This window comes from Streptomyces sp. CNH189 (genome assembly GCF_000527195.1).
The window spans coordinates 117023-140703 of sequence record NZ_AZUS01000006.1 but is presented as its reverse complement, the minus strand read 5'-3'; the positions used below and the strand labels follow the sequence as shown (position 1 = coordinate 140703).

The following is a 23681-nucleotide window of genomic DNA, read 5'->3' as shown; positions in this document are numbered from 1 at the left end:
CCGGGCCGCACCCCTTCACGGGGGTGCGGCCCGCCCCGTTTTCCGGCACATATCCTTGTCCTCATGTACTTCACGGACCGTGGCATCGAGGAACTGGAGAAGCGGCGCGGGGAGGAGGAGGTCACCTTCGAGTGGCTCGCGGAGCAGCTGCGGACCTTCGTCGACCTCAACCCCGACTTCGAGGTCCCGGTGGAACGCCTCGCCACCTGGCTGGCCCGCCTGGACGACGAGGACGAGGACGAGTAGGCCCGTCTGCCGCCGGTCGCGGGCAGCCGTGCCTCCCCCAATGCCTCAAGGGCCTGGGAGGTGCCCCCAGCGGCACGGCCGCTGAGGTGCCCCCAGCGGCACGGCCGCCCCGCACCGACGCCCTCGCCTCCCCCGACGAACGCTCACCACAACGACATACCGAACCTCCCAAGGCACCGTTCACCAGAACGAGTGCCTTGACTTTCGCCTGCCGCGATATATCGTGAATCGAGTAATACGCGATATGGCGCGATCCGCGCGCCCCGGGTACCCCCCGCGATCAGGAGGTCGTCCCATGCCCGAGTGGTCCGTCGCAGACCCGGCCAAACTCACCTTCGACGCCCCCCTGACCCACCTCAACGTCCGCATCGTCAACGGCACGGTGAACGTGGTGGGGACGGACGAGACCGAGGCCCGCCTCCACGTCTCCGACATCGAGGGCCCACCCCTCGTCGTCACGCACGAGGACGGCGTCCTGACCGTCGCCTACGACGACCTCCCCTGGAAGGGCTTCCTCAAGTGGCTCGACCGCAAGGGCTGGCGCCGCAGCGTGGTCGTCTCCCTGGCGGTCCCGGCCCGCACCAAGGTCGAGGTCGGGGTCGTCGGCGCCACCGCCGTCGTCTCCGGCGTCCGGGGTCCCGCCGCGGTGAAGGGCGTCGCGGGCGACACCACCCTCGTCGCCCTCTCCGGCCCGGTCCGCGCGGACACCGTCTCCGGCAATGTCGAGGCGCAGTCCGTCACCGGCGACCTCCACTTCGCCTCCGTCTCCGGCGACCTCACCGTCGTCGAGGGCTCCGGCCCCTCCGTCAAGGCGGACACGGTCAGCGGCTCGATGATCGTGGACCTCGACCCCGAGGGCCCCACCGACATCCGGCTGACCAGCGTCTCGGGCGAGATAGCGGTCCGGCTGCCCGACCCCGCCGACGCGGAGGTGGAGGCCAACACCGCGAGCGGCGCCATCTCCAACGCCTTCGACGACCTTCGGGTGCAGGGCATGTGGGGCGCCCACAAGCTCACCGGCCGGCTCGGCGCGGGCAGCGGCAAGCTGCGGGCCACCACCGTCTCCGGCTCCATCGCCCTGCTGCGCCGCCCACCCCGGGAGGACGAGCCCGGCCGGCGGGACGGCGCGGGAGACAATGCCGGTACGACCGACAAGAAGGTGCTCTGACATGCCCCCCGTCTTCGCCCACGGACGCCTCCGCCTGTACCTGCTGAAGCTGCTCGACGAGGCCCCCCGCCACGGCTACGAGGTGATACGCCTCCTCGAGGAGCGCTTCCAGGGGCTGTACGCACCGTCGGCGGGCACGGTCTACCCCCGCCTGGCCAAGCTGGAGGCGGAAGGGCTGGTCACCCACACCACCGAGGGCGGCCGCAAGGTCTACTCGATCACCGACGCGGGCCGGGCCGAACTGGCCGACCGCAGCGGCGAGCTGGCCGACCTGGAGCTGGAGATCCGCGAGTCGGTCGCCGAGCTGGCCGCGGAGATCAAGGCCGACGTCAGCGGCGCGGCGGGCGATCTGCGCCGCGAGATGCGGGCCGCGGCCGGCCGGGCCCGGCAGTCCCGGGGCGGGGACGCCTCCGGCGACAAGGGGGGCGTGGCCGACGGTTTCGGCGACTTCTCGGTGTTCGGCGACAAGGACGCCTGGCGCGCCGCGAAGGAGGAGATGCGCCGCGCCAAGCAGGAGTGGAAGGAGCAGGCCCGGCGCGCCAAGGACGAGAGCCGGCGCTCCCGTGAGGAGGCCCAGCGAGCCCGGCGCCAGGCCAAGGAGGCGCAGGACAAGGCGCAGGAGCAGGTGCAGCGCATCGTCCGGCAGGTGCAGGAGCAGGTGCAGGACCACTTCACCCGCGGCGACTGGCCGTCCGGTCTGCGCGAGGGCCTGGGCGACCTGGTCAAGGAGATGAGCGACTTCGGCAAGGACTTCGCCTTCGGCCGCACGGCCGCCGGCGGACCGGCGGACTCCCGGCCGTCGTACTCCTCGACCCCCGAGGACTTCCCCGCCGACTACGCCCCCTCCTGGGGGTACGAGAGCGCCGCGGACTCCACCGATGATCCGGCGCGCGACCTGGAGCGGCTGCTGGACCGCTTCCGGGACGACGTCAGGGACGCCGCCCGGGACCACGGGGTCACCGCGGACCAGCTCCAGGACGCCCGCCGTCATCTGTCGACGGCGGCCGCCCGGATCGGGGCGCTGCTGCGCGCGCCGAAGCCCTGAGCCCGCGTCAGCTCGCCTTGGCCTCGCCGTCGCCGTACAGCACGCGGGTCACCGACGCGTGGGTCACCCCGTGGTCGGCGAGGACCTCGGCGGGCACGCCGGGGCGGGCGGTGAGGGCGAGCAGCAGATGCTCGTCGCCGATGTGGCGGTGGCGCCGGGCGGTGGCGGTGCGCAGCGCCCCGGTGAGGACGTCCTTGGCCGCCCGGTCGAAGGGCCGGTGCCCGGGCCACCGGCCGCGGACCCGGCTCCCGGACAGGGCCCCGGGTCCGTGGGCCTCCTCCACCCGGGCGACAATCTCCGGTACGTCGATGCCCAGTCCGGCGAGGGCGTCGGTCTCGGCCTGGGTGAGCCCGCCCCGCCGTCGCGCCTCCTCCAGCGCCTCCCGTACGGCCTCGCGGCGGTCGCCGAGGCCGAGGGCGGTCAGGGCGAAGGAGGCACGGCTGCCCTCCCGGTCGAGCAGGGCGAGGAGCAGGTGCTCGGTGCCGACGTGGCCGGCCCCCGCCCGTTCCGCCTGGGCGACGGCCCCTTTGACCACGTCGCGGGCGTCCTTGGTGAACCGCTCGAACATCAATGCCTCCCGTACTTCTTGTGCACGGCCTGCCTGCTGACCCCGAGTTCGGTCGCGATCTCCTGCCACGACCAGCCGTGATTGCGCGCGTTGCGCACCTGCACGGCTTCCAGTTGTTCGAGCAGCCTGCGCAGCGCGGCGACGGCCCGCAGGCCGACCCGCGGATCGCGGTCACCGGCCCGCTCGGCGAGATCGGTTGCCTCAGTCATGACGTCAACTTACATTGACACATCGGTCGCGTCAACCATAGTTGACATGCCGACGGCCGGCCCGGAAACACCGGACCGGCCGTGAGGAGGGAGAGGCTCCGCCTCAGTGGTTGGTGAGCACGATCTTGCCGAAGAGCTCGCCGGACGCCATCCGTTCGAAGCCCTCGCGGGCCCGGTCCAGGGGCAGCGCCTCGTCGATGACGGGCCGCACCCCGGTCGCGGCGCAGAAGGACAGCAGGTCCTCCAGCTCGTCCTTGGTACCCATCGTCGACCCCACGATCTTCAGTTCCAGGAAGAAGACCCGGGTCAGCTCCGCGTGCGAGGGCCGGTCACCGCTGGTGGCGCCGGAGATCACCAGCGTCCCGCCGGGGCGCAGCGACTTCACCGAGTGCGACCAGGTGGCCGCGCCCACGGTCTCGATCACCGCGTCGACCCGCTGCGGCAGCCGGGCACCGGGTTCCACCGCCTCCACGGCGCCCAGCTCCAGCGCCCGCTTGCGCTTGGCCTCGTCCCGGCTGGTGGCGAAGACCCGCAGGCCCGCCGCCTTGCCGAGCACGATCGCGGCGGTGGCGACGCCGCCGCCGGCGCCCTGCACCAGCACCGAGTCGCCGGGCCGTACCCCGGCGTTGGTGAACAGCATGCGGTAGGCCGTCAGCCAGGCCGTGGGCAGGCAGGCCGCCTCCTCGAAGGAGAGCTCCTTGGGCTTGGGCAGGATGTTCCAGGTGGGCACGGCGACCTGTTCGGCGAAGGTGCCCTGGTAGCGCTCGGTCAGGATGGAGCGGGGCTCCCTGGGCCCCACGCCGTGACCGGTCTGGCCGATCACCGAGTGCAGGACGACCTCGTTGCCGTCCTCGTCGACACCGGCTGCGTCGCAGCCGAGGATCATCGGCAGCTTGTCCTCCGCGAGGCCGACGCCCCGCAGGGACCAGAGGTCGTGGTGGTTGAGGGAGGCGGCCTTGACCGTGACGGTGCTCCAGCCCGGCCGGGACTCGGGAGCGGGACGCTCTCCCGACTCCAGTCCCGTGAGCGGCTGGTCGCGGTCGATTCGGGCGGCGTAGACAGCGAACATGACCTTGACGATAGGGTCCGCGCCCCGTCGAAGGAACCGTGCCCGCCTGTGACACACGCCCTCTTGCCCCGGGGCGGGTGACGTTCCCCGGGCCGGGTCGCGCGCCCTGACGCCCCGGGAGAACGCGTGGGCCCCGTCCACAGGCGTGGCGGGGCCCCTCTCACGTGCGCTCAGCGCCGGGCGACGCCCTCCGCCCGGGCGGCGGCGGCCACGGCGGCCGTCACCGCGGGGGCGACCCGCTCGTCGAACGGGGACGGGATGACGTAGTCGGCGGCGAGGTCGTCACCGACGACGGAGGCCAGCGCCTCGGCGGCGGCCAGCTTCATGCCCTCGGTGATCCGCGAGGCCCGCACCTGCAGCGCGCCCGCGAAGATGCCGGGGAACGCCAGCACGTTGTTGATCTGGTTCGGGAAGTCCGACCGGCCGGTGGCCACGACGGCCGCGTACTTGTGCGCGACCTCCGGGTGCACCTCCGGGTTCGGGTTGGCCATGGCGAAGACGAACGCGCCCTCCGCCATCGACGCCACCGCGGGCTCCGGCACCGTGCCGCCGGAGACGCCGATGAACACGTCGGCCCCCGCCAGCGCGGACTCCAGCGGGCCGGAGATGCCGGCCTTGTTGGTGAACGACGCCAGCTCCGCCTTGATCGGCGTGAGGTCCTCGCGGTCCCGCGAGACGACGCCCTTGCGGTCGGCCACCGCCACGTCGCCGATGCCGGCCTCGACCAGCATCTTGGCGATGGCGACACCCGCCGCGCCCGCGCCGGAGATCACCGCCCGCAGCTCGCCCAGGGTGCGCCCGCTGAGCCGCGCCGCGTTGCGCAGCGCCGCGAGCGTCACGACGGCCGTGCCGTGCTGGTCGTCGTGGAAGACGGGGATGTCCAGGCGCTCCTGGAGCCGCCGCTCGATCTCGAAGCACCGGGGGGCCGAGATGTCCTCGAGGTTCACCCCGCCGAAGGACGGGGCGAGCCGGACCACGGTCTCGACGATCTCGTCGACGTCGGTGCAGTCCAGCGCGATCGGGACCGCGTCGACGCCACCGAACTGCTTGAAGAGGATGGCCTTGCCCTCCATCACGGGGAGGGAGGCTTCGGGCCCGATGTCGCCGAGCCCCAGCACGGCCGTACCGTCCGTCACGACGGCGACGACCGACGACTTCCATGTGTAGTCGTGGACGAGTTCCGGCTGCTCGGCGATCGCGCTGCACACCTTCGCGACGCCGGGCGTGTACGCCAGGGACAGATCGTCCTTGTCGCGGATGGGCACGGTGGCCTGCACGGCCATCTTGCCTCCGCGGTGCAGCGCGAACGCCGGGTCGAAGGACTCCAGGGGCTCGGCCGCCCCTCCGCCCTGCTCGGAAGCGTCCCGGTTCTCGCTGTCGCTGCGAGGATTCACAATCTCCGCTGCCACTTGGTTTTACCCCTTAAGTGTTCATTGTTTGAGGGTTGCCACTCCTGGTGAGGGGTGGGCGGGACCGCGCAAGGCCCGGAGGGATGATGCGTACGGGCCGAACACGACGGGCGCGCCGCACACGCGCCCTTGAGCCCCGGATGAGGGGTGTAAAGAACCTTCTTACCGGACGGACGCGGTCGGCGACGAGTCCATAACGCGAAGGTCACATGCCGACGCCATGAAGCATCGTCCGATATCAGGACAAGACCTGGACGAAGTCCCAGCAAGCCCGCAAGTACCCCGTCATCTCGGCGGGTCGCTCGCGTAACCGGGCTATTGGAGAAGATCTTGCGGCCGGAATGAAGGATTCCCGAAGAGTCTGCGGTCACGTTGTACCCAAGTGGTCGGGTTCGGGGACCCTCCGTTATCCGATTTTGACATCACAGGCCCCCTGAACGGTCCAATCCGAATGGCAAGATGCGGTAATCACACGAGGTCGCGGCACTCGAAGGTGTGTGCCCCCGTCGACCCCGAGGCGATGCCGACAGGCAGTCGCCGGCCCATCGGCACTCCACCCATCCGCCGGAGGAACCCACCATGACCGCAAGCACCACCCGTCGTACCACCGCCGCGCGCTCACGGATTGCAGCGGTCGGCGCGATCGCGGTCGCAGGCGCACTGCTTCTCACCGGCTGCGGTGACCAGACCGACGACAGCGGCAGCAGTGGCAAGGACAAGGACTCGGGCAAGACCAGCTCGGCCCCGCTGTTCGACAAGCTGCCCAAGAAGATCCAGGACGCGGGCGTCCTGAAGGCCGGCACCAACGCCGAGTACGCTCCGATGGAGTTCCAGGAGGGCGGCAAGATCGTCGGCGTCGACCCCGACCTCGCCGCCGCGCTGGGTGAGAAGCTCGGCGTCAAGGTGGAGTTCACCTCGGGCTCCTTCGACGGTCTCATCACCTCCCTGAACTCGGGCCGCTACGACATCGCGATGTCGTCCATCACGGACAACAAGCAGCGTCAGGAGGGCCTGGACGACAAGGGCAAGAAGCTCGGCCCGGGTGTCGACTTCGTCGACTACTTCGTCGCCGGCACCGCCGTGTACGTCCAGAAGGGCAACCCCAAGGGGATCAACTCCATCGAGGACCTCTGCGGGCAGCCGGCCGCCGTGCAGCGCGGCACCACGTACGAGAAGGCGCTGCAGGACCAGTCCAAGAAGTGCACGGACGCCGGCAAGAAGGCGGTCAAGATCCAGTCGTTCGAGAACGACACCGAGGCGCAGACCCGTGTGAAGTCGGGCGGCGCGGTGGCGGGCGTCAACGACTACCCGGTCGCGGTCGACCTGGTCCGCAAGGCGGACAACGGCAACGCGTTCGAGATCGTCGGCGAGCAGGTGGACGCCGGTCCGTTCGGCATCGCGGTCAACAAGGACAACAAGGAGCTCACCGCGGCTCTGGAGGCCGCCGTCAACGCGATCATCGAGGACGGCACCTACACGAAGATCCTCGAGAAGTGGGGCGCCGAGACCGGCGCCGTCGACAAGGCCGTGGTCAACGGCGGCAAGTGACGCGCTCGGGCACGTACTGAAGGGCAGTCACAGTGAGCGACAAATTCGACAAGGAGACGGCCGACGCCCGACCGGCGGCCGCCGTCTCCAAGGACGACGGGGCCCCCGTGCCACCCGCGGCGATCAAGGCCATCCCGGTCCGCCACTACGGCCGGTGGGTCAGCGCCGTGGTGGTGCTGGCCCTGGTGGCCCTCCTCGTCAACGCCTTCGCCACCGCTGAGAAGATCCAGTGGCAGGCCGTCGGCGACTACGTCTTCGACGGCACCGTCCTGGCCGGCGCCGGCCGCACCCTGCTGATCAGCGTCCTGGCGATGGTCATGGGCGTGGTCCTCGGTGTGATCCTCGCCGTGATGCGGCTGTCGAAGAACCCGGTGACCAGCTGGGTGGCGTGGGTCTACATCTGGTTCTTCCGCGGCACGCCGGTGTACGTGCAGCTCCTGCTGTGGTTCAACCTGGCGCTGATCTTCCCGGTGCTCAACCTCGGCCCCTTCTACAAGGACGAGATGGTCGACGTCATGACGCCGTTCATGGCGGCCCTGCTGGGCCTCGGCCTCAACGAGGCGGCGTACATGGCGGAGATCTGCCGCGCCGGTCTGCAGTCCGTCGACGAAGGCCAGACCGAGGCGTCGCACGCGCTGGGCATGAGCCACGGCAAGACGCTGCGGCGCATCGTGATCCCGCAGGCGATGCGGGTGATCGTGCCGCCGACCGGCAACGAGTTCATCAACATGCTGAAGACCTCGTCGCTGGTGTACGCGGTGACCTACAACGAACTGCTGCGCGCCACCTCGACGATCGGCTCCACGTCGTACGCCGTGATGGAGATGCTGTTCGTGGCGTGCATCTGGTACCTGGTCATCACCAGCGTGTTCAGCGTCGGCCAGTACTACCTGGAGCGCCGCTTCGCGCGCGGCTCGTCCCGGAACCTGCCCGCGACTCCGTGGCAGAAAGTCAAGGTCAACCTGATGGCCTTCAGCCGCGAGAGGAGCAGCACGGTATGACGGCCATGGTGAAGGCCGAGGGCGTCCACAAGTCCTTCGGCGGGGTGCAGGTCCTCAAGGGCATCGACCTGGAGGTGAAGACCGGCGAGGTGTTCTGCCTCATCGGCCCCTCCGGCTCGGGCAAGTCGACCTTCCTGCGGTGCATCAACCACCTGGAGAAGATCAACGCCGGCCGGCTGTACGTCGACGGCGAGCTGGTGGGTTACCGCCAGAAGGGTGACAAGCTCTACGAGCTGAAGGACAGCGAGGTCGCCCAGCAGCGCCGGGACATCGGCATGGTCTTCCAGCGCTTCAACCTGTTCCCGCACATGACGGCCGTCGAGAACGTCATGGAGGCGCCGGTCCAGGTCAAGGGCGTCAACCGGGCGAGCGCACGGCAGCGGGCGCTCGAACTGCTGGAGCGGGTGGGCCTGGCCGACAAGGCCGGGAGCTACCCCTCCCAGCTCTCCGGCGGCCAGCAGCAGCGCGTGGCGATCGCGAGGGCGCTCGCCATGGACCCCAAGCTGATGCTGTTCGACGAGCCGACCTCGGCGCTCGACCCGGAGCTGGTCGGTGACGTCCTCGACGTCATGCGCGACCTGGCCGAGTCGGGCATGACGATGATCGTCGTCACGCACGAGATGGGCTTCGCCCGCGAGGTGGGCGACAGCCTGGTGTTCATGGACGGCGGTGTGGTGGTCGAGTCCGGCCACCCCCGGGACGTGCTGACCAACCCGCAGCACGAGCGCACCCAGTCGTTCCTGTCCAAGGTGCTCTGACCTCGGCACCCACGCACGGCGAAGGGGCGGTACGGGACTCCCGTACCGCCCCTTCCGTCTGTGCTACTTCAGGGCCAGCAGCAGGGTGTCCGACGGGGAGCACCACACCGGGCGGGCCGCCGCGAAGCCCGCCTCGCGCAGCACGCGCGCGTGCCACGCCGGGGACGGCATGTCGCCGTCGGCGTGTTCCCCGTAGATCTCGAAGCGGCGGGCCGTCGGCCCGGCGAGTACGGGGTCCTTCGCGGCGAGCTGCCACCACTCGGCCCAGTCGAGGGCCCCCTCTGACCTGGCCTGATCCATGCGGGCGTGGCGCTGCGCGCGCTCGGCCGCGTTGATCCGGGGCGTGGTCTCGTCGATCATGTGGTCGGCGTTCATGAAGACACCGCCGGCGCGGACCAGGCCCGCGATGTGTCCGTAGAGGTCCGCGAGGGGTTCCCGGTGCAGCCAGTGCAGGGCCGTCGCGGTCAGTACGGCGTCGTAGGAGCCGTGCGGCAGCTGCTTCGTCCAGCCGGGGTCCTTCAGGTCGGCGGTGACGAAGGTGACCCGGCCGTCGCCGGCGAACGTGCCCTCGGCGATGGCGAGCAGTGCCGGGTCCAGGTCGACGCCGGTGCTGGTGGCGTCCGGGAACCGGTCGAGCAGCCGGGCGGTGATGCTGCCGGTGCCGCAGGCCAGGTCCAGGACGCGCGGCGCGGTGCCGACGAGGGCCTCGACCATGTCGAGCATGACCCGGAAGCGTTCCTCCCGGTCGGGCATGTACCCCTCCTGCTGCCGGTCCCAGCTCTCCTGCCAGGCCTGCCAGTCGGTGCCGGCCGTGGTGGTGTGCGGGTCCGTCATCAAGCCCCTCCCTCGCAGCGCTACGTAATACCCTGGACGCACGATCGTCTGTTACCCGACCGCACGCACGACCATAGAGCCCCTGCGTAAGGACTACAAGTGGAACTGGCCTATTACTCGGACTACGCCGTACGTCTTGTGAACACCGAGGAACCGGCCCGGGGCACGGACGCGCTGACCTCGGTCGAGGCCGTCCGCGAGCTGTTCGGCGGCAACCAGTCGGCCGCCCGGCGGGCCACCGACGCCGACGTGACGCGGTTCCGCTCGGTCCGGGCCAGGCTCCGCTCGGTCTTCGAGGCGGCCGACGGCGGCGACGAGACCCTCGCGGTGGACCTGCTGAACTCCCTGCTGCTGGAGTTCCCGGTGAGCCCGCAGATCTCCGGCCACGACTTCCGCGACGACGACGGCCGCCCGCTGTGGCACATGCACCTGGCCGACCATCCGTCCAACGCGACCGCCGGCTACGCCGCGACCGCCGCGATGGGCCTGGCCTTCCACCTCACCGAGTACGGCGTGGACCGCCTGGGCCTGTGCGAGGCCGCGCCCTGCCGCAACGCCTACCTGGACACCTCGACCAACCGCTCCCGGCGCTACTGCTCGGACCGCTGCGCCACCCGTGCGAACGTGGCCGCCTACCGGGCCCGCAAGCGCCTGGAGGCGGAGCGTCCGGAGAGCACCGGCCGCGCCGAGGTGAGCGCCCAGACCACCGCGGCCAGCGGCGAGCGCCGGCCGGAGCCGCGCGGGCGGTAGCGGAAGCGGACCCGGCCCAGCACCAGCTCGTCGGGGACGACGCCGTAGTCGGTGCTGTCGCCGCCCGCGTACGCGTTGTCCCCGAGCACCCACCAGCCGCCGTCGCGCCGCTCGGCCGCCCGCTTGACGACGAGCAGGTCCTGCTGGAACGGGTGGCGCAGCACGACCACGTCGCCGCGTTTCACCCGCGCCCCGTAGTGCACCAGGAGCCGGTCCCCGTGGTGCAGCGTGGGCACCATCGACGGACCGGTCACCTCGGCCACCCCGAAGGGCAGCGGCGCCCTCACCCGCTCGGCGTCCTGCGACAGCTCCGGCATCTCCCGGCACCTCCCCGGTTCTTCCTCCACCAGTCTCAGTCTGACCCCGGACTTTTGTCCTAAGCCCCCGGGGGCACTCGCGAAAAGCCGTCCGTCACGGAGTAATGTCCCCTGTGAGAAGACGATCACGAGGAAGGAACGCTTCATGCTTTCCCGCCTGTTTGCCCCCAGGGTCAAGGTCAGCGCGCACTGCGACCTGCCCTGCGGTGTGTACGACCCCGCCCAGGCCCGCATCGAGGCGGAGTCGGTCAAGGCCGTCCAGGAAAAGATGGCCGGCAACGACGACCCGCACTTCCAGGCCCGCGCCACGGTCATCAAGGAGCAGCGCGCCGAGCTGGCGAAGCACCACGTCTCCGTGCTGTGGAGCGACTACTTCAAGCCGCCGCACTTCGAGAAGTACCCGGAGCTGCACCAGCTGGTCAACGACACCCTGAAGGCCCTCTCGGCCGCCAAGGCGTCGACGGACCCGGCCACCGGCCAGAAGGCGCTGGACTACATCGCCCAGATCGACAAGATCTTCTGGGAGACCAAGAAGGCCTGACCGGCCCGACTGATCCTTACGGCCGGCGGTCGGTGCACCATCGCAGGTCGTGGGCTCTTCCGAAGGGGGCCCGCCGCAGCGTGCGGCGGGTCCCCTTCGGGCTTCCCGGGCGGGGTACGGACGTTTCCCGGGAACGCCCGGGGAGGGCGTGGGATGCTGGGCGGATGGAGCTCGAGGACCTGGTCCGGCTGCGGCGGGCCCGGGACCGGATGGACCGGGAGTACGCCGAGCCGCTCGACGTCGCGGAACTGGCGCGGACGGCCCTGATGTCCCCCGGCCACTTCCAGCGCAGCTTCCGCGCGGCGTACGGGCAGACGCCGTACGCCTACCTCATGACCCGGCGGATCGAGCGTGCCAAGGCGCTGCTGCGGCAGGGCGACCTCACGGTGACGGAGGTGTGCATGGCGGTCGGGTGCACCTCCCTCGGGTCGTTCAGCTCCCGGTTCACCGAGCTGGTCGGGGAGACGCCGAGTGCCTACCGGGCGCGCTCGCACGAGGAGAGCGCGGTCATCCCGCCGTGTGTGGCGCGCATGTACACCCGGCCCCTCCGGGTCCGCAGGCGGGCCGATCCGAGCGGAACCTTCTAGCGTGGACGGCATGGACGGTATGGACATGGCAACGGACGTGAGGCTCGCGCAGTGCTTCGTCGCGGTCGACGACCACGACAAGGCGCTGGCCTTCTACTGCGACGTCCTCGGGCTCGAGGTGCGCAACGACGTGGGATTCGAGGGGATGCGCTGGGTGACGGTCGCCTCGCCGGAGCAGCCGGACGTGGAGATCGTCCTGGAGCCGCCCGCCGCGAACCCCGACTCCTCTCCCGCCGACAAGCAGGCGATGGCCGAGCTGCTGGCCAAGGGCATGCTGCGTGGGGTCAACTTCACCACCACCGACTGCGACGCCCTCTTCGAGCGCGTACAGGCGTCCGGCGCCGATGTGCTGCAGGAGCCGGTGGACCAGCCGTACGGGGTGCGGGACTGCGCGTTCCGCGACCCGGCGGGGAACATGGTGCGCTTCCTGGAACGCCCGGCGGACTGAACGCCCGCCGTGCGCGGACGGCTCCCGGGCTTGCGGGCTGCTCGTGTCCCGCCACGAGCAGCGCGAGGCCCACCGTCGCGCGGGTGCCCCGGCCGGTCAGGCAGGCGAGCGCCGCGGTGAGGGGCCCACCGCGGCGGGAGGGGCGCCGGACGGAGAGTCAGTCCTGGGGTCCGGAGGACCGGGGTTCACGCCACAGCGGGTACATGAGCGGGCCGTCCGGGAGCCTCAGGGGCTCGCCGCACGGTGCGAAGCCGAGGCGCCGGTAGAGCCGCGCGCTGCGCTCGCTGCTCGCCTCCAGGTACGCGGGACGCCCCTCGCGGTCGCAGCGGTCGAGGACGGTGCCGATGAGCGCGGTGCCCAGTCCCTCGCCCTGCCGGCCGGGATCCACGCCGATCATCCACAGGTACTCGTGGGCCCGCCCCTGGGGGTGGATGCCAGCGGTGAGCCGGCCGATCAGCTCCACCCGCTCGTTGTCCGGGTCGACGGCCCGGCGCAGCTCCGCGAACTCGCCGCCGTCGGGCCCCTCGTCACCGTGGCCGGGGTCGTCCGCCGGCACGGACATCCACAGGGCGCACGCCGAGCCGTCCTCCGCGAGGTCGACGCGTCCCTCGGCGAGCGTGACGTCGGTGAAGGCGGCCATCAGCCGGTGGTGCGTCGTACGGCGGTACTCCTCGCCGGGAAACACCCAGCTGCTGACCGGATCGTCCTGGAACGCCTCGTCCAGCAGCCGGACCACCCGCTCCCGGTCGTCGCCGCCGGCCGTCCGGATCGCCACGCCCATGTCCGTCCCTTCATCCCAACCATCGCTGTCCGTGCGGGCGTTGAGACTATCCGGGGCGGGTGGTGGAAGGGAGGCGGGCCCCGCACACCGTGGGGAAGTGCGGGACCCGCCAGGCCGGGACCACGCCGCCGTGAGGGTCAGGGCCGCACGGCGGTGCGTGGCTCCGGGGTCGGGGTGACGGCCGGGGCCGCCCCGTCAGGTGCTGCGCCGGGTCACGAACTCGGCCAGGGCCAGCAGCCCGTCCGCCGCCTCCGGGTCCGGCACCGCACGGGCCACCTCCTGCATCGCGCGGGCCATCCGGTCGGCCGCCTGGGTCTGCGCCCAGTCCCGGCCGCCGGCCGACTCCACCAGCCGGGTGAGGTGTTCGACGTCCTCCTCCCGGTGCGCAGCGGCGTACGCGATGGCGAGCTCCGCGGCCTCCGGGGTGCCGGAGGTCAGGGCGGCGACGACCGGCAGCGACTTCTTGCGGGCGGCGAGGTCCGCCCCGGCCGGCTTGCCGGTGCGGCGCGGGTCACCCCATATGCCGATCACGTCGTCGATCAGCTGGAACGCCAGTCCGGCCTCCCGGCCGAACGCGTCCATGGCCGACACCTCCGCGTCACCCGCGTCCGCGTACAGCGCGCCGACGGCGCAGGCGCAGCCGAGCAGGGCCCCGGTCTTCGCCTCGGCCATGGCGAGCGTCTCGGCGAGGGTGACCTCGTCGGGGGCGCGCCGCTCCATGGCCGTGTCCGCGTGCTGCCCCGCGCACAGCTCGACCACACACTGGGCGAGCCGGGCCGCCGCGGCCGGGGCCGCCGGATGGGGGTCCTCGGCGAGCAGCCGCAGGGCGAGCGCCTGGAGGGCGTCCCCCACGAGGATCGCGTCGGCGTCCCCGAAGACCGTCCACACCGTGGGGCGGTGGCGGCGGGTGGTGTCCCGGTCCATCACGTCGTCGTGGACGAGCGTGAAGTTGTGGACCAGTTCCACCGCGGCCGCCGCCCGCAAGGTCGCCGTCCGGGCGGCGGGGCCGCCCAGCGCGGAGGCCGCGGCGAGCACCAGGGCGGGCCTGATCGCCTTCCCCGCGCCCCCGTCGGCCGGGGTACCGTCCGCGTTCTGCCAGCCGAAGTGGTAGAGCGCGACCCGGCGCAGCGGGGCGGGCAGCGAGCCGAGGGCGGTCCGCAGCACCGGATCGACCGCGGCCCTCGTCCGCTCCAGCAGGGTCGTCGCCTCATGTCCGTCCGCGGGGTGGGGCTCCGGCGCGGTGGTGCTCTCCGGCGCGGTACGGGCCGTGCGCTGCTCCGGCCGGCCCGCCTTCGGCTGGATCATGGACTCCGTCATCGGCTTCCCCCTGGGAGCGACTCGGTGGAGGAGCGGAGAGGTGGCGCTTTTGCCCCTGTCGAGCACGTTCCTCCGTGATGTACCCGCCCGGACGGGCGGGGACACGACGCGGGCGACGGGAGCCGGCGGTCGGTCACCGCCACCGGCCGATCTCGACGTTCTCCAGGACGCCGAGCGCGTCCGGTACCAGGACGGCTGCCGAGTAGTAGGCCGTGACCAGGTACTTGATGATGGCCTGTTCGTTGAGGCCCATGAACCGCACGGACAGACTCGGCTCGATCTCGTCGGGGATGCCGGCCGCCCGCAGACCGATGACGCCCTGGTCCTCCTCCCCGGTACGCAGCGCGATGATCGAGGTCGTACGGGCCTCGGTCACCGGGATCTTGTTGCACGGGTAGATCGGCACGCCCCGCCAGGTCGGGATGCGGTTGCCGCCCACGTCGACCGTCTCCGGGACGAGTCCCCGCTTGTTGAGCTCGCGGCCGAACGCGGCGATCGCGCGCGGGTGGGCGAGCAGCAGCCTGGTGCCCCGGCGCCTGCTGAGCAGTTCGTCCATGTCGTCGGGGCCGGGCACCCCGTCGTGCGGCTGGATCCGCTGGTCGTACTCGCAGTTGTGCAGCAGGCCGAAGTCGCGGTTGTTGACGAGCTCGTGCTCCTGGCGCTCCTTCAGGGCCTCCACGGTCAGCCGGATCTGCTGTTCCGTCTGGTTCATGGGCTGGTTGTAGAGGTCGGCCACGCGGGTGTGGATGCGCAGCACGGTCTGGGCGACGCTCAGTTCGTACTCGCGGGGCCGCGCCTCGTAGTCGACGAACGTGTGCGGGATGTCCGGCTCACCGCTGTGGCCGGCCGCGAGGTCGATCTCCTTCTCGCCGTACTTGTTGGTGCGCTCGTCCGGGACGAGGCTCCGGCGCAGGTGCTCGCGCAGCGACTCCGAGCGCTCGGCGACCTGTTCGACGGCGTCGCGCGGCAGCACCAGTACGGTGCAGGCGGTGAGGGTGCGGGCCGTGTACTCCCAGATGGCGTCCTCGCCCTGGAGCGCCTGCTCACCGAAGTAGGCACCGTCGGCCAGTACCCCGAGGGACTCGTCGTCGCCGTAGGGGCCGGTGCCGACGCGCTCAACCCGGCCGTGCGCCAGCAGGTACACCTCGTCGGCCGGGCTGCCGAAGGAGGCGATCACCTGACCGGCCTCGATCTCCCGCTGCCGGCAGCGGGACGCCAGCTCGGACAGCACCTCCTCGTCCTCGTAGGACCGCAGGACCGGAAGCTCCCCCAGCTCCGCGGGGATGATCTCCACCCGGTCGCCCGTCTTCACGAACGTCAGCCGGCCGTCGCCCACGGCGTAGGTCAGGCGCCTGTTGACCCGGTACGTACCGCCCTGCACGTCGACCCAGGGCAGCATCCGCAGCAGCCAGCGGGAGCTGATCTCCTGCATCTGAGGCACGGACTTGGTCGTGGTGGCCAGGTTCCGCGCCGCCGCCGTACCGAGGCTCTGCTGCTGCCTGGCCTGCTCCGCGCGGACCTCTTCGCCTACCGACATAGGAAATTGCCCTCCCCAATAGATCTCCGCCCGGCCGCGCCGGGCGTTCGCACTGCGTGATCAAGGGTTCCTCACCCACCGTGCCCGCGCCATTACACGAACGAGCGGGGTTGGATCTTGAGAGGGGTGGGCACACTCAGGCGCCGCCCAACGGCCGTCGAACGGAGGGAAATTGTCCGGATCGACTCGCACAGCAGCCGAACGAGTACTTGAACTCCCGACTTTCGGCTATAGGCCCTGTACCAGACGGCCGCGCACGGCGGCCGTCGCCGGCACGAAGGAGGGCGGTCATGGCCCCACCCATGTCCGCGAGCGCGTTCCTGCGCGCTCTCAAGGCGGAGGGCCTCACGGTCGTCGAGGTCGGCGACTGGCGTGACCACAACCGCAACCACAAGGGCCCGTGGGGCCCGGTGCACGGCGTGATGATCCATCACACCGTGACCAAGGGCAGCGCCGCGACGGTGGACATCTGCCGCAAGGGCTATTCCGGCCTGCCCGGACCGCTGTGCCACGGCGTCATCACCAAGGACGGCCGGGTCCACCTCGTCGGCTACGGCAGAGCCAACCACGCGGGGCTCGGCGACGACGACGTACTGCGGGCAGTGATCGCCGAGAAGAAGACGTTCCCGTCCGACAACGAGGCCAACACCGACGGCAACCGGCACTTCTACGGCTTCGAGTGCGAGAACCTCGGCGACGGCAAGGACCCGTGGCCGGCGGCTCAGCTGGAGGCCATCGAGCGGGCCGCGGCCGCGGTCTGCCGGTTTCACGGCTGGAACGAGAGGTCGGTCATCGGCCACCTCGAGTGGCAGCCGGGCAAGGTGGACCCGCGCGGGTTCACCATGAACGCGATGCGCAACCGGATCCGCGACCGCCTGAAGTGACACGTCCGCCCGGCGACGCGGATCCCCGCCGCCGGTGTTCCGCCCCTCCGGACACCCCCCACGCGGAACACCGGCGCCGCCCCGCGCCACGGCGGCCACCGGACGACCGGAGCCGCCCGCCCGCGGCCGCCCGGCAGCGGCCGTGCGCCGCGCCGAGCGACAATGGCCCCCGTGACCAGCTCCGACGCTCCCCGCCACGACGTTCTGACCGGCCTGCGCCCGCGGCTGCCCTCGCCGTTGCGGGAGGTCGTCGACGGGCGGTTCGAGCAGCACGGCGTCCGGCTGCTGCTGAAGCGGGACGATCTCATCCACCCCGAGCTGGTCGGCAACAAGTGGCGCAAGCTCGCGCCGAACCTTGCGGCAGCGGACGGGCGCACGGTGCTCACGTTCGGCGGCGCGTACTCCAACCACCTGCGGGCCACGGCCGCCGCCGGCCGGCTGCTCGGCCTGCGCACGGTCGGAGTGGTGCGCGGCGAGGAGCTCGCCGGCCGGCCGCTCAATCCGTCGCTGGCCCGGTGCGCGGCCGACGGCATGCGGCTGCACTTCGTCCCGCGGTCGGTGTACCGCCGCAGGACCGACCCTGACACCCTCACGGACGTCCTGCGCGCGGCGGACGCCGGGGACGCGTACGTGGTGCCCGAGGGCGGCAGCAACGCGGCGGCCGTGCGCGGGTGCCGGGACCTCGGCCGGGAGCTGGCGGGTAAGGCGGACGTGGCCGCGGTGGCCTGCGGCACCGGCGGCACGCTCGCGGGGCTGGCCGCCGGGTTCACCGGGGCCGGGCGCACGCTGGGCATACCGGTGCTCCGGGGCGGCTTCCTCACCGAGGACATACGGGCGCTGCAGACCGAGGCGTTCGGTGGCCCGCGCGGGGACTGGAGCCTGGACGAGCGCTTCCACGCGGGCGGCTTCGCGCGCGTCCCGGCTCCCTTGGAGGCGTTCGCCGCCGACTTCGAACAGCGTCACGGCGTCCCCGTGGAACGTCTCTATGTCGCCAAGTTGCTTCATGCCCTTGTCACCCTCGCGGGAGAGGGCGCCTTCCCGCGTGGCAGCACGGTCGCCGCGGTGATCACCGGCCGGCCGTTTCCCACCGGGCGGCGCCCTTGACGCTCTCCCGGGACGGGCGGCGCGCCTACTCCGTCTCCCGGAAGGCGGCGGCCTCCTCCAGGTCCAGCCGGCGCAGCAGCGTCCGCAGCATCTCGTCGTCGATGTAGCGACCGTCGCGCAGTTTGACGAACACGTCCCGCTCGGCGCTGATCATCTCCCGGGACAGCCGCCGGTAGGTGTCGTCCACCGACTCGCCCGTAACGGGGTTGACCTGCCCGAGCCGCTCCCAGACGGCGTTGCGGCGGCGCTCCATCACGCCGCGCAGCCGGTCGGCCAGCGGCTCCGGCAGGGCGTTGCGCTCGTCGGCGAGCAGCTCGTCGAGGCGTTCCTCGGCCACCCGGGACGCCTGCGCCTGCGCGTTGGCCTCGGCCAGGGTGTCGGCCTGCTGATCGCGTCCCGGGAGCTTCAGAAACCGGATCAACGGGGGCAGGGTCAGCCCCTGCACGACGAGGGTGCCGATGACGGTGGTGAAGGTCAGGAACAGCAGCAGATAGCGGTGCGGGAAGTCCTCGCCCTCGGCGGTGACCGGGATCGAGAAGGCGATCGCCAGCGAGACCACCCCGCGCATGCCGGCCCACGAGATCACGAACGGGCCCTTCCAGCCGGGCCGCCGCTCCCGCGCCCGGACCCGTGCCGAGAGCAGCCACGGCAGCCAGATCGCGGGGTACACCCACATGAACCGCACGACGACGACCACCACGAAGACGACGACGGCGTACCAGGCGGAGGCGATGCCCTCGTGCTCGCCGAGCCCGCGCATGACGACCGGCAGCTGCAGTCCGATCAGGGCGAAGACGGCGGACTCCAGGACGAACGCCACCATCTTCCACACCGCCTCCTCCTGGAGCCGGGTGGCGAAGTCGACCTCCCACGCGCGGTGACCCAGGTACAGGGCGACCACGACGACGGCGATGACTCCGGAGGCCTCCACCTGCTCCGCGACGGCGTACGCGACGAACGGGATCAGCAGTGAGAGGGTGTTCTGCAGCAGCGACTCCCTGAGGTGGGTGCGCAGCCAGTGCAGCGGCACCATCAGCACCAGGCCGACCACCGTGCCGCCGATCGCCGCCAGCAGGAACTCGCCGACTCCCCCGGCCCAGCTCACGCCCTCGCCGACGGACGCGGCGACGGCCACCCGGAACGCGGTGATGGCGGTGGCGTCGTTGAACAGGGACTCGCCCTGCAGGATCGTGGTGATCCGCGAGGGCAGGCCGACCCTGCGCGCCACCGCCGTCGCCGCGACGGCGTCCGGCGGGGCCACCACGGCCCCGAACACCAGCGCCGCGGTCAGCGGCAGCGCCGGAACCAGCACGTGCACGAACCACCCCACGGCGAGGGTCGCGAACAGCACGTACCCGACGGACAGCAGGGCAACCGGCCGCAGCTGCGCCCTCAGGTCGAGGTAGGAACTCTCCACGGCCGCCGTGTAGAGAAGCGGCGGAAGGATCAGCGGCAGCACGATGTGCGGGTCCAGCGCGTAATCGGGCACGCCGGGGACATAGCTGACCACCAGGCCGGCCGCCACCAGCAGCAGCGGCGGCGGTACGGGTGTCCGCCGGCCGACGGCGGCGATCGCGGCGCTGCCCGCCACGAGCAGCAGCAGGGGCATCACGTCCATGTCGGGCCCACCCTCGTTTTTCCGCGCGGTCGTCCGCGCGCCCGTCGTAATCTGGCAATCATGAAACAGTGCACGCACCTCGACGCGTTGCCGCACCCGGAGCCGGCCCCGCTCGGCACGACGTGTCCGGAATGCCTGCGGGACGGCACGGACCCGGTGCAGCTGCGTGTCTGCCTGACCTGTGGCCACGTCGGTTGCTGCGACTCGTCGCCGAACCGGCACGCGACGCAGCACCACAAGGAAACCGGCCACCCCGTGATGCGGACGCATGAACCCGGCGAGGAGTGGCGCTGGTGCTTCGTCGACCACGTACTGGCGTGACGCGGCGGGCCCCGGTGCCGGACGGTTCGACGGTCCTACGCCTGGGTACGTCAATGCGGCGCGCGCACTTCCCATTTGGCGGCCGCAGACCCCTAGCCACGGAGCGTGTTCGCAGTTTTACTATGAGTGACAGCAACGGGGTCGGGGTCCCGGCGACAGGATTGCCGGGAGCGCGATAGCGTCACCGCTGAACCACGTAGCGCGTTGCCCGGGGGCGAAACCAGGCCCTGAAACGCTTGTACCACCTTGGAGGTGAGGGTGTCCCAGATCGCAGGCGAGCCCGCGACCCAGGACTTCGTGGAAGTCCGGCTGCCGGCCGCGGGGGCCTACCTGTCGGTGCTGCGTACGGCCACGGCCGGTCTCGCGGCCCGTTTGGACTTCACCCTCGACGAGATCGAGGACCTGCGCATCGCGGTCGACGAGGCCTGCGCGATCCTGCTCCAGCAGGCCGTGCCGGGCTCGGTGCTCAGTTGCGTCTTCCGGCTCGTCGACGACTCGCTCGAGGTCACCGTCTCGGCGCCCACCACGGACGGCCATGCCCCGTCCCGGGACACCTTCGCCTGGACCGTGCTGTCCGCGCTCGCGGGGAAGGTCTCCTCCGCCGTCGACGAGGACAAGACCGTGTCGATCAGCCTCTACAAACAGCGCGGCGCGGGACCCGGGCCGGCGTGAGGAGCGAGGACGGGCCGGTGCGGGACGAAGAACGCGGCACACGGGAGCTGCCGGCCGAGCGCGTGCCGGACGGCATCGACGGCATCCCCGAGCAGGCCCGGCCGCATCCGGAGGACGACCCCGCGGAGGGCGTCCCGCCGGGCGGCGGGCAGGGCGACGGCGCCGCGCGGGGCACGTCCGCGGCCGGACCGGCCGCACCCGGCGGGGACGCCCCCGCCCGGGCCGAGCCGGTGGCGGGGGACGAGGCGAGCGCTCGGGGAAGGGCGACGGGCGGGACGATGAGCGAGCACGAGCGACAGGCCGAGGACCGGGCGGCGCCGCCGGCCACCGGCGCGCGGAGCACACCGGGTGTGCCGGGCACGCACGCGCACCACGCCCCGCACGACCGCAGCGGGGCGCGCGCCCTCTTCCTCGAACTGCGCGCACTGCAGGACGGCAGTCCGGAGTACGCGGAGCTGCGCAACCGGCTGGTGCGCATGCACCTGCCGCTCGTCGAACACCTGGCGCGCCGGTTCCGCAACCGCGGCGAGCCGCTTGACGATCTCACGCAGGTCGCCACGATCGGACTGATCAAGTCCGTCGACCGTTTCGACCCGGACCGTGGCGTGGAGTTCTCCACCTACGCGACCCCGACGGTCGTCGGTGAGATCAAGCGGCACTTCCGCGACAAGGGCTGGGCGGTGCGTGTGCCGCGCCGGCTGCAGGAGCTGCGGCTGGCGCTCACCACGGCCACGGCCGAGCTGTCCCAGCTGCACGGCCGCTCCCCCACCGTGCACGAGCTGGCCGAGAAGCTGGCCATCTCCGAGGAGGAGGTCCTGGAGGGCCTGGAGTCGGCGAACGCCTACTCCACGCTGTCCCTGGACGTCCCCGACACCGACGACGAGTCCCCGGCGGTCGCCGACACCCTCGGCGCCGAGGACGAGGCGCTGGAGGGCGTGGAGTACCGGGAGTCGCTCAAGCCGCTGCTGGAGGACCTCCCGCCGCGCGAGAAGCGGATCCTGCTGCTGCGCTTCTTCGGCAACATGACCCAGTCGCAGATCGCGCAGGAGGTCGGCATCTCCCAGATGCACGTCTCCCGGCTGCTGGCCCGCACCCTGGCCCAGCTGCGGGAGAAGCTGCTCGTGGAGGAGTGAGCGCCCGACCGCCCGGCGGGAGACCGCCCGCGACGAGCGCGCGCGGGCGCGTCACTTCACGGCGTCGTCGGCGTTCCCGGGTCCGCGGATGCCGAGGGCCCTGGTCGTCTCGGCGTTGATCAGCAGCACCAGCGCGGTCACCGCCACCACGGCGAGCACGATCCCGGCGGGGATCGCCACCCCGTCGGACCGCAGCATGTTGTAGGCCACCGGCAGCGCCATGACCTGCGTGACGACGGCGGGCCCGCGGCTCCAGCCGCGCCGGGCCAACAGGCCGCGAGCGGCCAGCAGCGGCAGCAGCGCCAGGACGATCAGCGTGACCCCGCCGGTGACGGCCTGCTGCCGGTCGTCCGGCTCGCCCGTGAGCCCGAGGACCAGCATCCACACCCCGCCGGCCACCAGCGCGAGGCCTTCCAGCGCGGCCAGGGCCGCCGCGTACGTCAGACGGCGCGGGCGGGTGCCGGCGTCGTCGGGGGCGGTGGTGGAGGTCTGCTCGCTGCTCACCCCTGCAGGGTAGCCCGCGCCGGGGAGCCGCCCCGTGTCGAGGTTCACGCCCCGCCCGGTCCGCGGGATGGACCTCGGTCTGGGCCAGGTACCGCTCAGTAGGTACCCTGCACGTCATGCGTGCACTTCTCGTGGTCAACCCGGCGGCAACCACCACCAGTGCGCGCACGCGCGACGTGCTGATCCACGCGCTCGCCAGCGAGATGAAGCTGGAGGCGGTGACCACCGAGTACCGCGGCCACGCGCGCGACCTGGGCCGGCAGGCGGCGGAGAGCGGCGAGGTCGACCTGGTCGTCGCGCTCGGCGGCGACGGCACGGTGAACGAGGTCGTCAACGGCCTGCTGCACGCGGGCCCCGATCCGGAGCACCTGCCCGGTCTCGCCGTGGTCCCCGGCGGCTCCACCAACGTCTTCGCCCGCGCCCTGGGCCTGCCCAACCAGCCCGTGGAGGCGACCGGCGTGCTGCTGGACGCCCTGCGCGAGGGCCGGGAGCGGACCGTGGGCCTGGGCCTGACCTCGGGCACGCCGGGTACGGAGGACGAGGCGGTGCCGGCCCGCTGGTTCACCTTCAACGCGGGGCTGGGCTTCGACGCGGGCGTGGTGGGCCGGGTGGAGCAGCAGCGGGAGCGGGGCCGGAAGTCGACGCACGCGCTGTACATGCGCCAGGTGGTGCGTCAGCTGCTGGGCGACCCGCACCGCCGGCGCGGGGTGATCACGCTGGAGCACCCGGGCGAGGACCCGGTCGAGGACCTGGTGCTGTCCATAGTCTCGAACACCTCACCGTGGACGTTCCTCGGCAACCGCCCGATCTACGCGTCGCCCCAGGCGTCGTTCGACACGGGACTCGATCTCTTCGGTCTGAGCCGGATGTCCGCCACCGCGGTTGCCCGGTATGGCACCCAGTTGCTCACTTCGTCCCCGGAGCGCGGGCCTCGCGGCAGACACGCGGTGTCCCGCCACGACTTGACACGCTTCACCTTGCATTCGAAGGTGCCGCTGCCCCTTCAGATGGACGGTGACCACCTCGGGCTGCGAACCAGCGTGACGTTCACAGGCGTACGCCGTGCACTGCGTGTGATTGTGTGAGCAGAAAGGGCCAAAGTCCTTTCAGTCGAACGTTTAGGCCAGGGTCCACCCCATGGAAGTACGGCTGTGACCTAGTCGACACCGAAGAATCAAAAAAAACTTTTCGGAAGGGGTTGTATCCGCCGCCGAGGTTTGCGAGTCTCTTCTTGGCGATCGGGACGGCCCGCAACATCGGCCTCCACAGATCACCGGAACCCCTCTTCAAACCCAAGGACCACGCCAGGGAA

Annotated in this window: 27 protein-coding genes; 16 read left to right on the top strand and 11 right to left on the bottom strand. The window is 71.6% G+C overall.

The features are described from left to right. The first annotated feature begins 63 nt into the window (after positions 1–63). The 3 genes from B100_RS0110800 to B100_RS0110790 all read left to right on the top strand — a co-directional run bounded on the left by B100_RS0110800 (position 64) and on the right by B100_RS0110790 (position 2459). Positions 64–246 (top strand): DUF6104 family protein, encoded by a 183-nt coding sequence (locus B100_RS0110800; protein ID WP_003961784.1) that lies wholly within the window; start codon positions 64–66, stop codon positions 244–246. A gap of 295 nt (positions 247–541) precedes the next feature. Next, positions 542–1414: a DUF4097 family beta strand repeat-containing protein gene (locus B100_RS0110795; RefSeq protein WP_024884446.1), complete on the top strand. Its 873-nt coding sequence runs from the start codon at positions 542–544 to the stop codon at positions 1412–1414. A gap of 1 nt (position 1415) precedes the next feature. Continuing rightward, entirely contained in the window at positions 1416–2459 is a 1044-nt protein-coding gene (locus B100_RS0110790; RefSeq protein ID WP_024884445.1) for a helix-turn-helix transcriptional regulator, read from the top strand. Positions 2460–2466: 7 nt separating this feature from the next. Here the strand turns inward: B100_RS0110790 and B100_RS0110785 are convergent, their stop codons facing one another. The 4 genes from B100_RS0110785 to B100_RS0110770 form a co-directional block, all read right to left on the bottom strand. Beyond that, positions 2467–3027, bottom strand: coding sequence for a Clp protease N-terminal domain-containing protein (locus tag B100_RS0110785; RefSeq protein WP_024884444.1), 561 nt, complete (start codon positions 3025–3027; stop codon positions 2467–2469). Beyond that, the gene (locus tag B100_RS0110780; protein ID WP_024884443.1) at positions 3027–3236 is read right to left on the bottom strand and encodes an HTH domain-containing protein; all 210 of its coding nucleotides are present in this window, start codon (positions 3234–3236) and stop codon (positions 3027–3029) included. The genes B100_RS0110785 and B100_RS0110780 overlap by 1 nt, the downstream gene beginning before the upstream one ends. Positions 3237–3339: 103 nt before the next feature. Next, a complete protein-coding gene (locus B100_RS0110775; protein WP_024884442.1) occupies positions 3340–4305 on the bottom strand; it encodes a zinc-binding dehydrogenase in 966 nt (321 codons plus the stop codon). A gap of 170 nt (positions 4306–4475) precedes the next feature. Beyond that, entirely contained in the window at positions 4476–5714 is a 1239-nt protein-coding gene (locus tag B100_RS0110770) for an NAD(P)-dependent malic enzyme (protein WP_024884441.1), read from the bottom strand. Positions 5715–6293: 579 nt separating this feature from the next. On the opposite strand from B100_RS0110770, the gene B100_RS0110765 reads away from it, so the two are divergent. The 3 genes from B100_RS0110765 to B100_RS0110755 are packed head-to-tail and all read left to right on the top strand — an operon-like array spanning position 6294 to position 9021. Beyond that, the gene (locus tag B100_RS0110765) at positions 6294–7262 is read left to right on the top strand and encodes an ABC transporter substrate-binding protein (protein WP_024884440.1); all 969 of its coding nucleotides are present in this window, start codon (positions 6294–6296) and stop codon (positions 7260–7262) included. 32 nt (positions 7263–7294) lie between these two features. Further along, positions 7295–8263: an amino acid ABC transporter permease gene (locus B100_RS0110760; protein WP_024884439.1), complete on the top strand. Its 969-nt coding sequence runs from the start codon at positions 7295–7297 to the stop codon at positions 8261–8263. Further along, positions 8260–9021, top strand: a complete 762-nt coding sequence (locus B100_RS0110755) for an amino acid ABC transporter ATP-binding protein (RefSeq protein WP_024884438.1) — start codon at positions 8260–8262, stop codon at positions 9019–9021. The genes B100_RS0110760 and B100_RS0110755 overlap by 4 nt, the downstream gene beginning before the upstream one ends. 63 nt (positions 9022–9084) lie before the next feature. On the opposite strand, the gene B100_RS0110750 is transcribed toward B100_RS0110755, so the two are convergent. Beyond that, positions 9085–9855 (bottom strand): class I SAM-dependent methyltransferase, encoded by a 771-nt coding sequence (locus B100_RS0110750; protein ID WP_024884437.1) that lies wholly within the window; start codon positions 9853–9855, stop codon positions 9085–9087. Positions 9856–9954: 99 nt separating this feature from the next. Here B100_RS0110750 and B100_RS0110745 point away from each other — a divergent pair, with 99 nt between their 5' ends. Beyond that, positions 9955–10605 carry a CGNR zinc finger domain-containing protein gene (locus B100_RS0110745; RefSeq protein WP_024884436.1) on the top strand — a complete coding sequence of 217 codons (651 nt, stop codon included), beginning with the start codon at positions 9955–9957 and terminating at the stop codon, positions 10603–10605. On the opposite strand, the gene sodX is transcribed toward B100_RS0110745, so the two are convergent. Continuing rightward, positions 10488–10922 carry a nickel-type superoxide dismutase maturation protease gene (sodX, locus tag B100_RS36945; RefSeq protein WP_024884435.1) on the bottom strand — a complete coding sequence of 145 codons (435 nt, stop codon included), beginning with the start codon at positions 10920–10922 and terminating at the stop codon, positions 10488–10490. The two genes, B100_RS0110745 and sodX, sit on opposite strands and share 118 nt — an antisense overlap. Positions 10923–11067: 145 nt before the next feature. Between sodX and sodN the strand changes: the two genes are divergently transcribed. The 3 genes from sodN to B100_RS0110725 all read left to right on the top strand — a co-directional run bounded on the left by sodN (position 11068) and on the right by B100_RS0110725 (position 12498). After that, a complete protein-coding gene (gene sodN / locus B100_RS0110735; protein WP_006136256.1) occupies positions 11068–11463 on the top strand; it encodes a superoxide dismutase, Ni in 396 nt (131 codons plus the stop codon). 164 nt (positions 11464–11627) lie between these two features. Continuing rightward, positions 11628–12050, top strand: coding sequence for a helix-turn-helix domain-containing protein (locus B100_RS0110730; RefSeq protein WP_024884434.1), 423 nt, complete (start codon positions 11628–11630; stop codon positions 12048–12050). Positions 12051–12069: 19 nt separating this feature from the next. Then, on the top strand, positions 12070–12498 hold the full coding sequence (locus B100_RS0110725; RefSeq protein ID WP_024884433.1) for a VOC family protein: 429 nt from the start codon (positions 12070–12072) through the stop codon (positions 12496–12498). 157 nt (positions 12499–12655) lie between these two features. On the opposite strand, the gene B100_RS0110720 is transcribed toward B100_RS0110725, so the two are convergent. From B100_RS0110720 to B100_RS0110710, 3 genes are all read right to left on the bottom strand, one after another. Further along, complete coding sequence (locus B100_RS0110720) at positions 12656–13279, bottom strand: GNAT family N-acetyltransferase (protein ID WP_024884432.1); 624 nt, start codon at positions 13277–13279, stop codon at positions 12656–12658. 195 nt (positions 13280–13474) lie between these two features. Further along, entirely contained in the window at positions 13475–14596 is a 1122-nt protein-coding gene (locus B100_RS0110715; RefSeq protein ID WP_024884431.1) for a family 2 encapsulin nanocompartment cargo protein polyprenyl transferase, read from the bottom strand. Positions 14597–14729: 133 nt separating this feature from the next. Continuing rightward, a complete protein-coding gene (locus B100_RS0110710; protein WP_024884430.1) occupies positions 14730–16133 on the bottom strand; it encodes a family 2B encapsulin nanocompartment shell protein in 1404 nt (467 codons plus the stop codon). A 302-nt stretch (positions 16134–16435) separates the two neighbouring features. On the opposite strand from B100_RS0110710, the gene B100_RS0110705 reads away from it, so the two are divergent. Together B100_RS0110705 and B100_RS0110700 are read left to right on the top strand one after the other, a co-directional pair. Beyond that, the gene (locus B100_RS0110705; protein WP_037722581.1) at positions 16436–17017 is read left to right on the top strand and encodes a peptidoglycan recognition protein family protein; all 582 of its coding nucleotides are present in this window, start codon (positions 16436–16438) and stop codon (positions 17015–17017) included. A 162-nt stretch (positions 17018–17179) separates the two neighbouring features. Continuing rightward, positions 17180–18121 (top strand): pyridoxal-phosphate dependent enzyme, encoded by a 942-nt coding sequence (locus tag B100_RS0110700; protein ID WP_106966983.1) that lies wholly within the window; start codon positions 17180–17182, stop codon positions 18119–18121. 25 nt (positions 18122–18146) lie between these two features. On the opposite strand, the gene B100_RS0110695 is transcribed toward B100_RS0110700, so the two are convergent. After that, positions 18147–19739, bottom strand: coding sequence for a Na+/H+ antiporter (locus B100_RS0110695; protein ID WP_024884427.1), 1593 nt, complete (start codon positions 19737–19739; stop codon positions 18147–18149). Between the two features lie 60 nt (positions 19740–19799). Here B100_RS0110695 and B100_RS0110690 point away from each other — a divergent pair, with 60 nt between their 5' ends. From B100_RS0110690 to B100_RS0110680, 3 genes are all read left to right on the top strand, one after another. Beyond that, positions 19800–20060 (top strand): UBP-type zinc finger domain-containing protein, encoded by a 261-nt coding sequence (locus B100_RS0110690; RefSeq protein WP_024884426.1) that lies wholly within the window; start codon positions 19800–19802, stop codon positions 20058–20060. A 258-nt stretch (positions 20061–20318) separates the two neighbouring features. Next, the gene (locus B100_RS0110685; RefSeq protein ID WP_004925829.1) at positions 20319–20732 is read left to right on the top strand and encodes an ATP-binding protein; all 414 of its coding nucleotides are present in this window, start codon (positions 20319–20321) and stop codon (positions 20730–20732) included. Between the two features lie 17 nt (positions 20733–20749). Further along, positions 20750–21865 carry a SigB/SigF/SigG family RNA polymerase sigma factor gene (locus tag B100_RS0110680; RefSeq protein ID WP_078540827.1) on the top strand — a complete coding sequence of 372 codons (1116 nt, stop codon included), beginning with the start codon at positions 20750–20752 and terminating at the stop codon, positions 21863–21865. A 51-nt stretch (positions 21866–21916) separates the two neighbouring features. Here B100_RS0110680 and B100_RS0110675 read toward each other — a convergent pair whose 3' ends face one another. After that, positions 21917–22369: a hypothetical protein gene (locus B100_RS0110675; protein ID WP_024884424.1), complete on the bottom strand. Its 453-nt coding sequence runs from the start codon at positions 22367–22369 to the stop codon at positions 21917–21919. A gap of 116 nt (positions 22370–22485) precedes the next feature. Here B100_RS0110675 and B100_RS0110670 point away from each other — a divergent pair, with 116 nt between their 5' ends. Beyond that, positions 22486–23454: a diacylglycerol kinase family protein gene (locus B100_RS0110670; RefSeq protein WP_024884423.1), complete on the top strand. Its 969-nt coding sequence runs from the start codon at positions 22486–22488 to the stop codon at positions 23452–23454. Positions 23455–23681 lie beyond the last annotated feature (227 nt).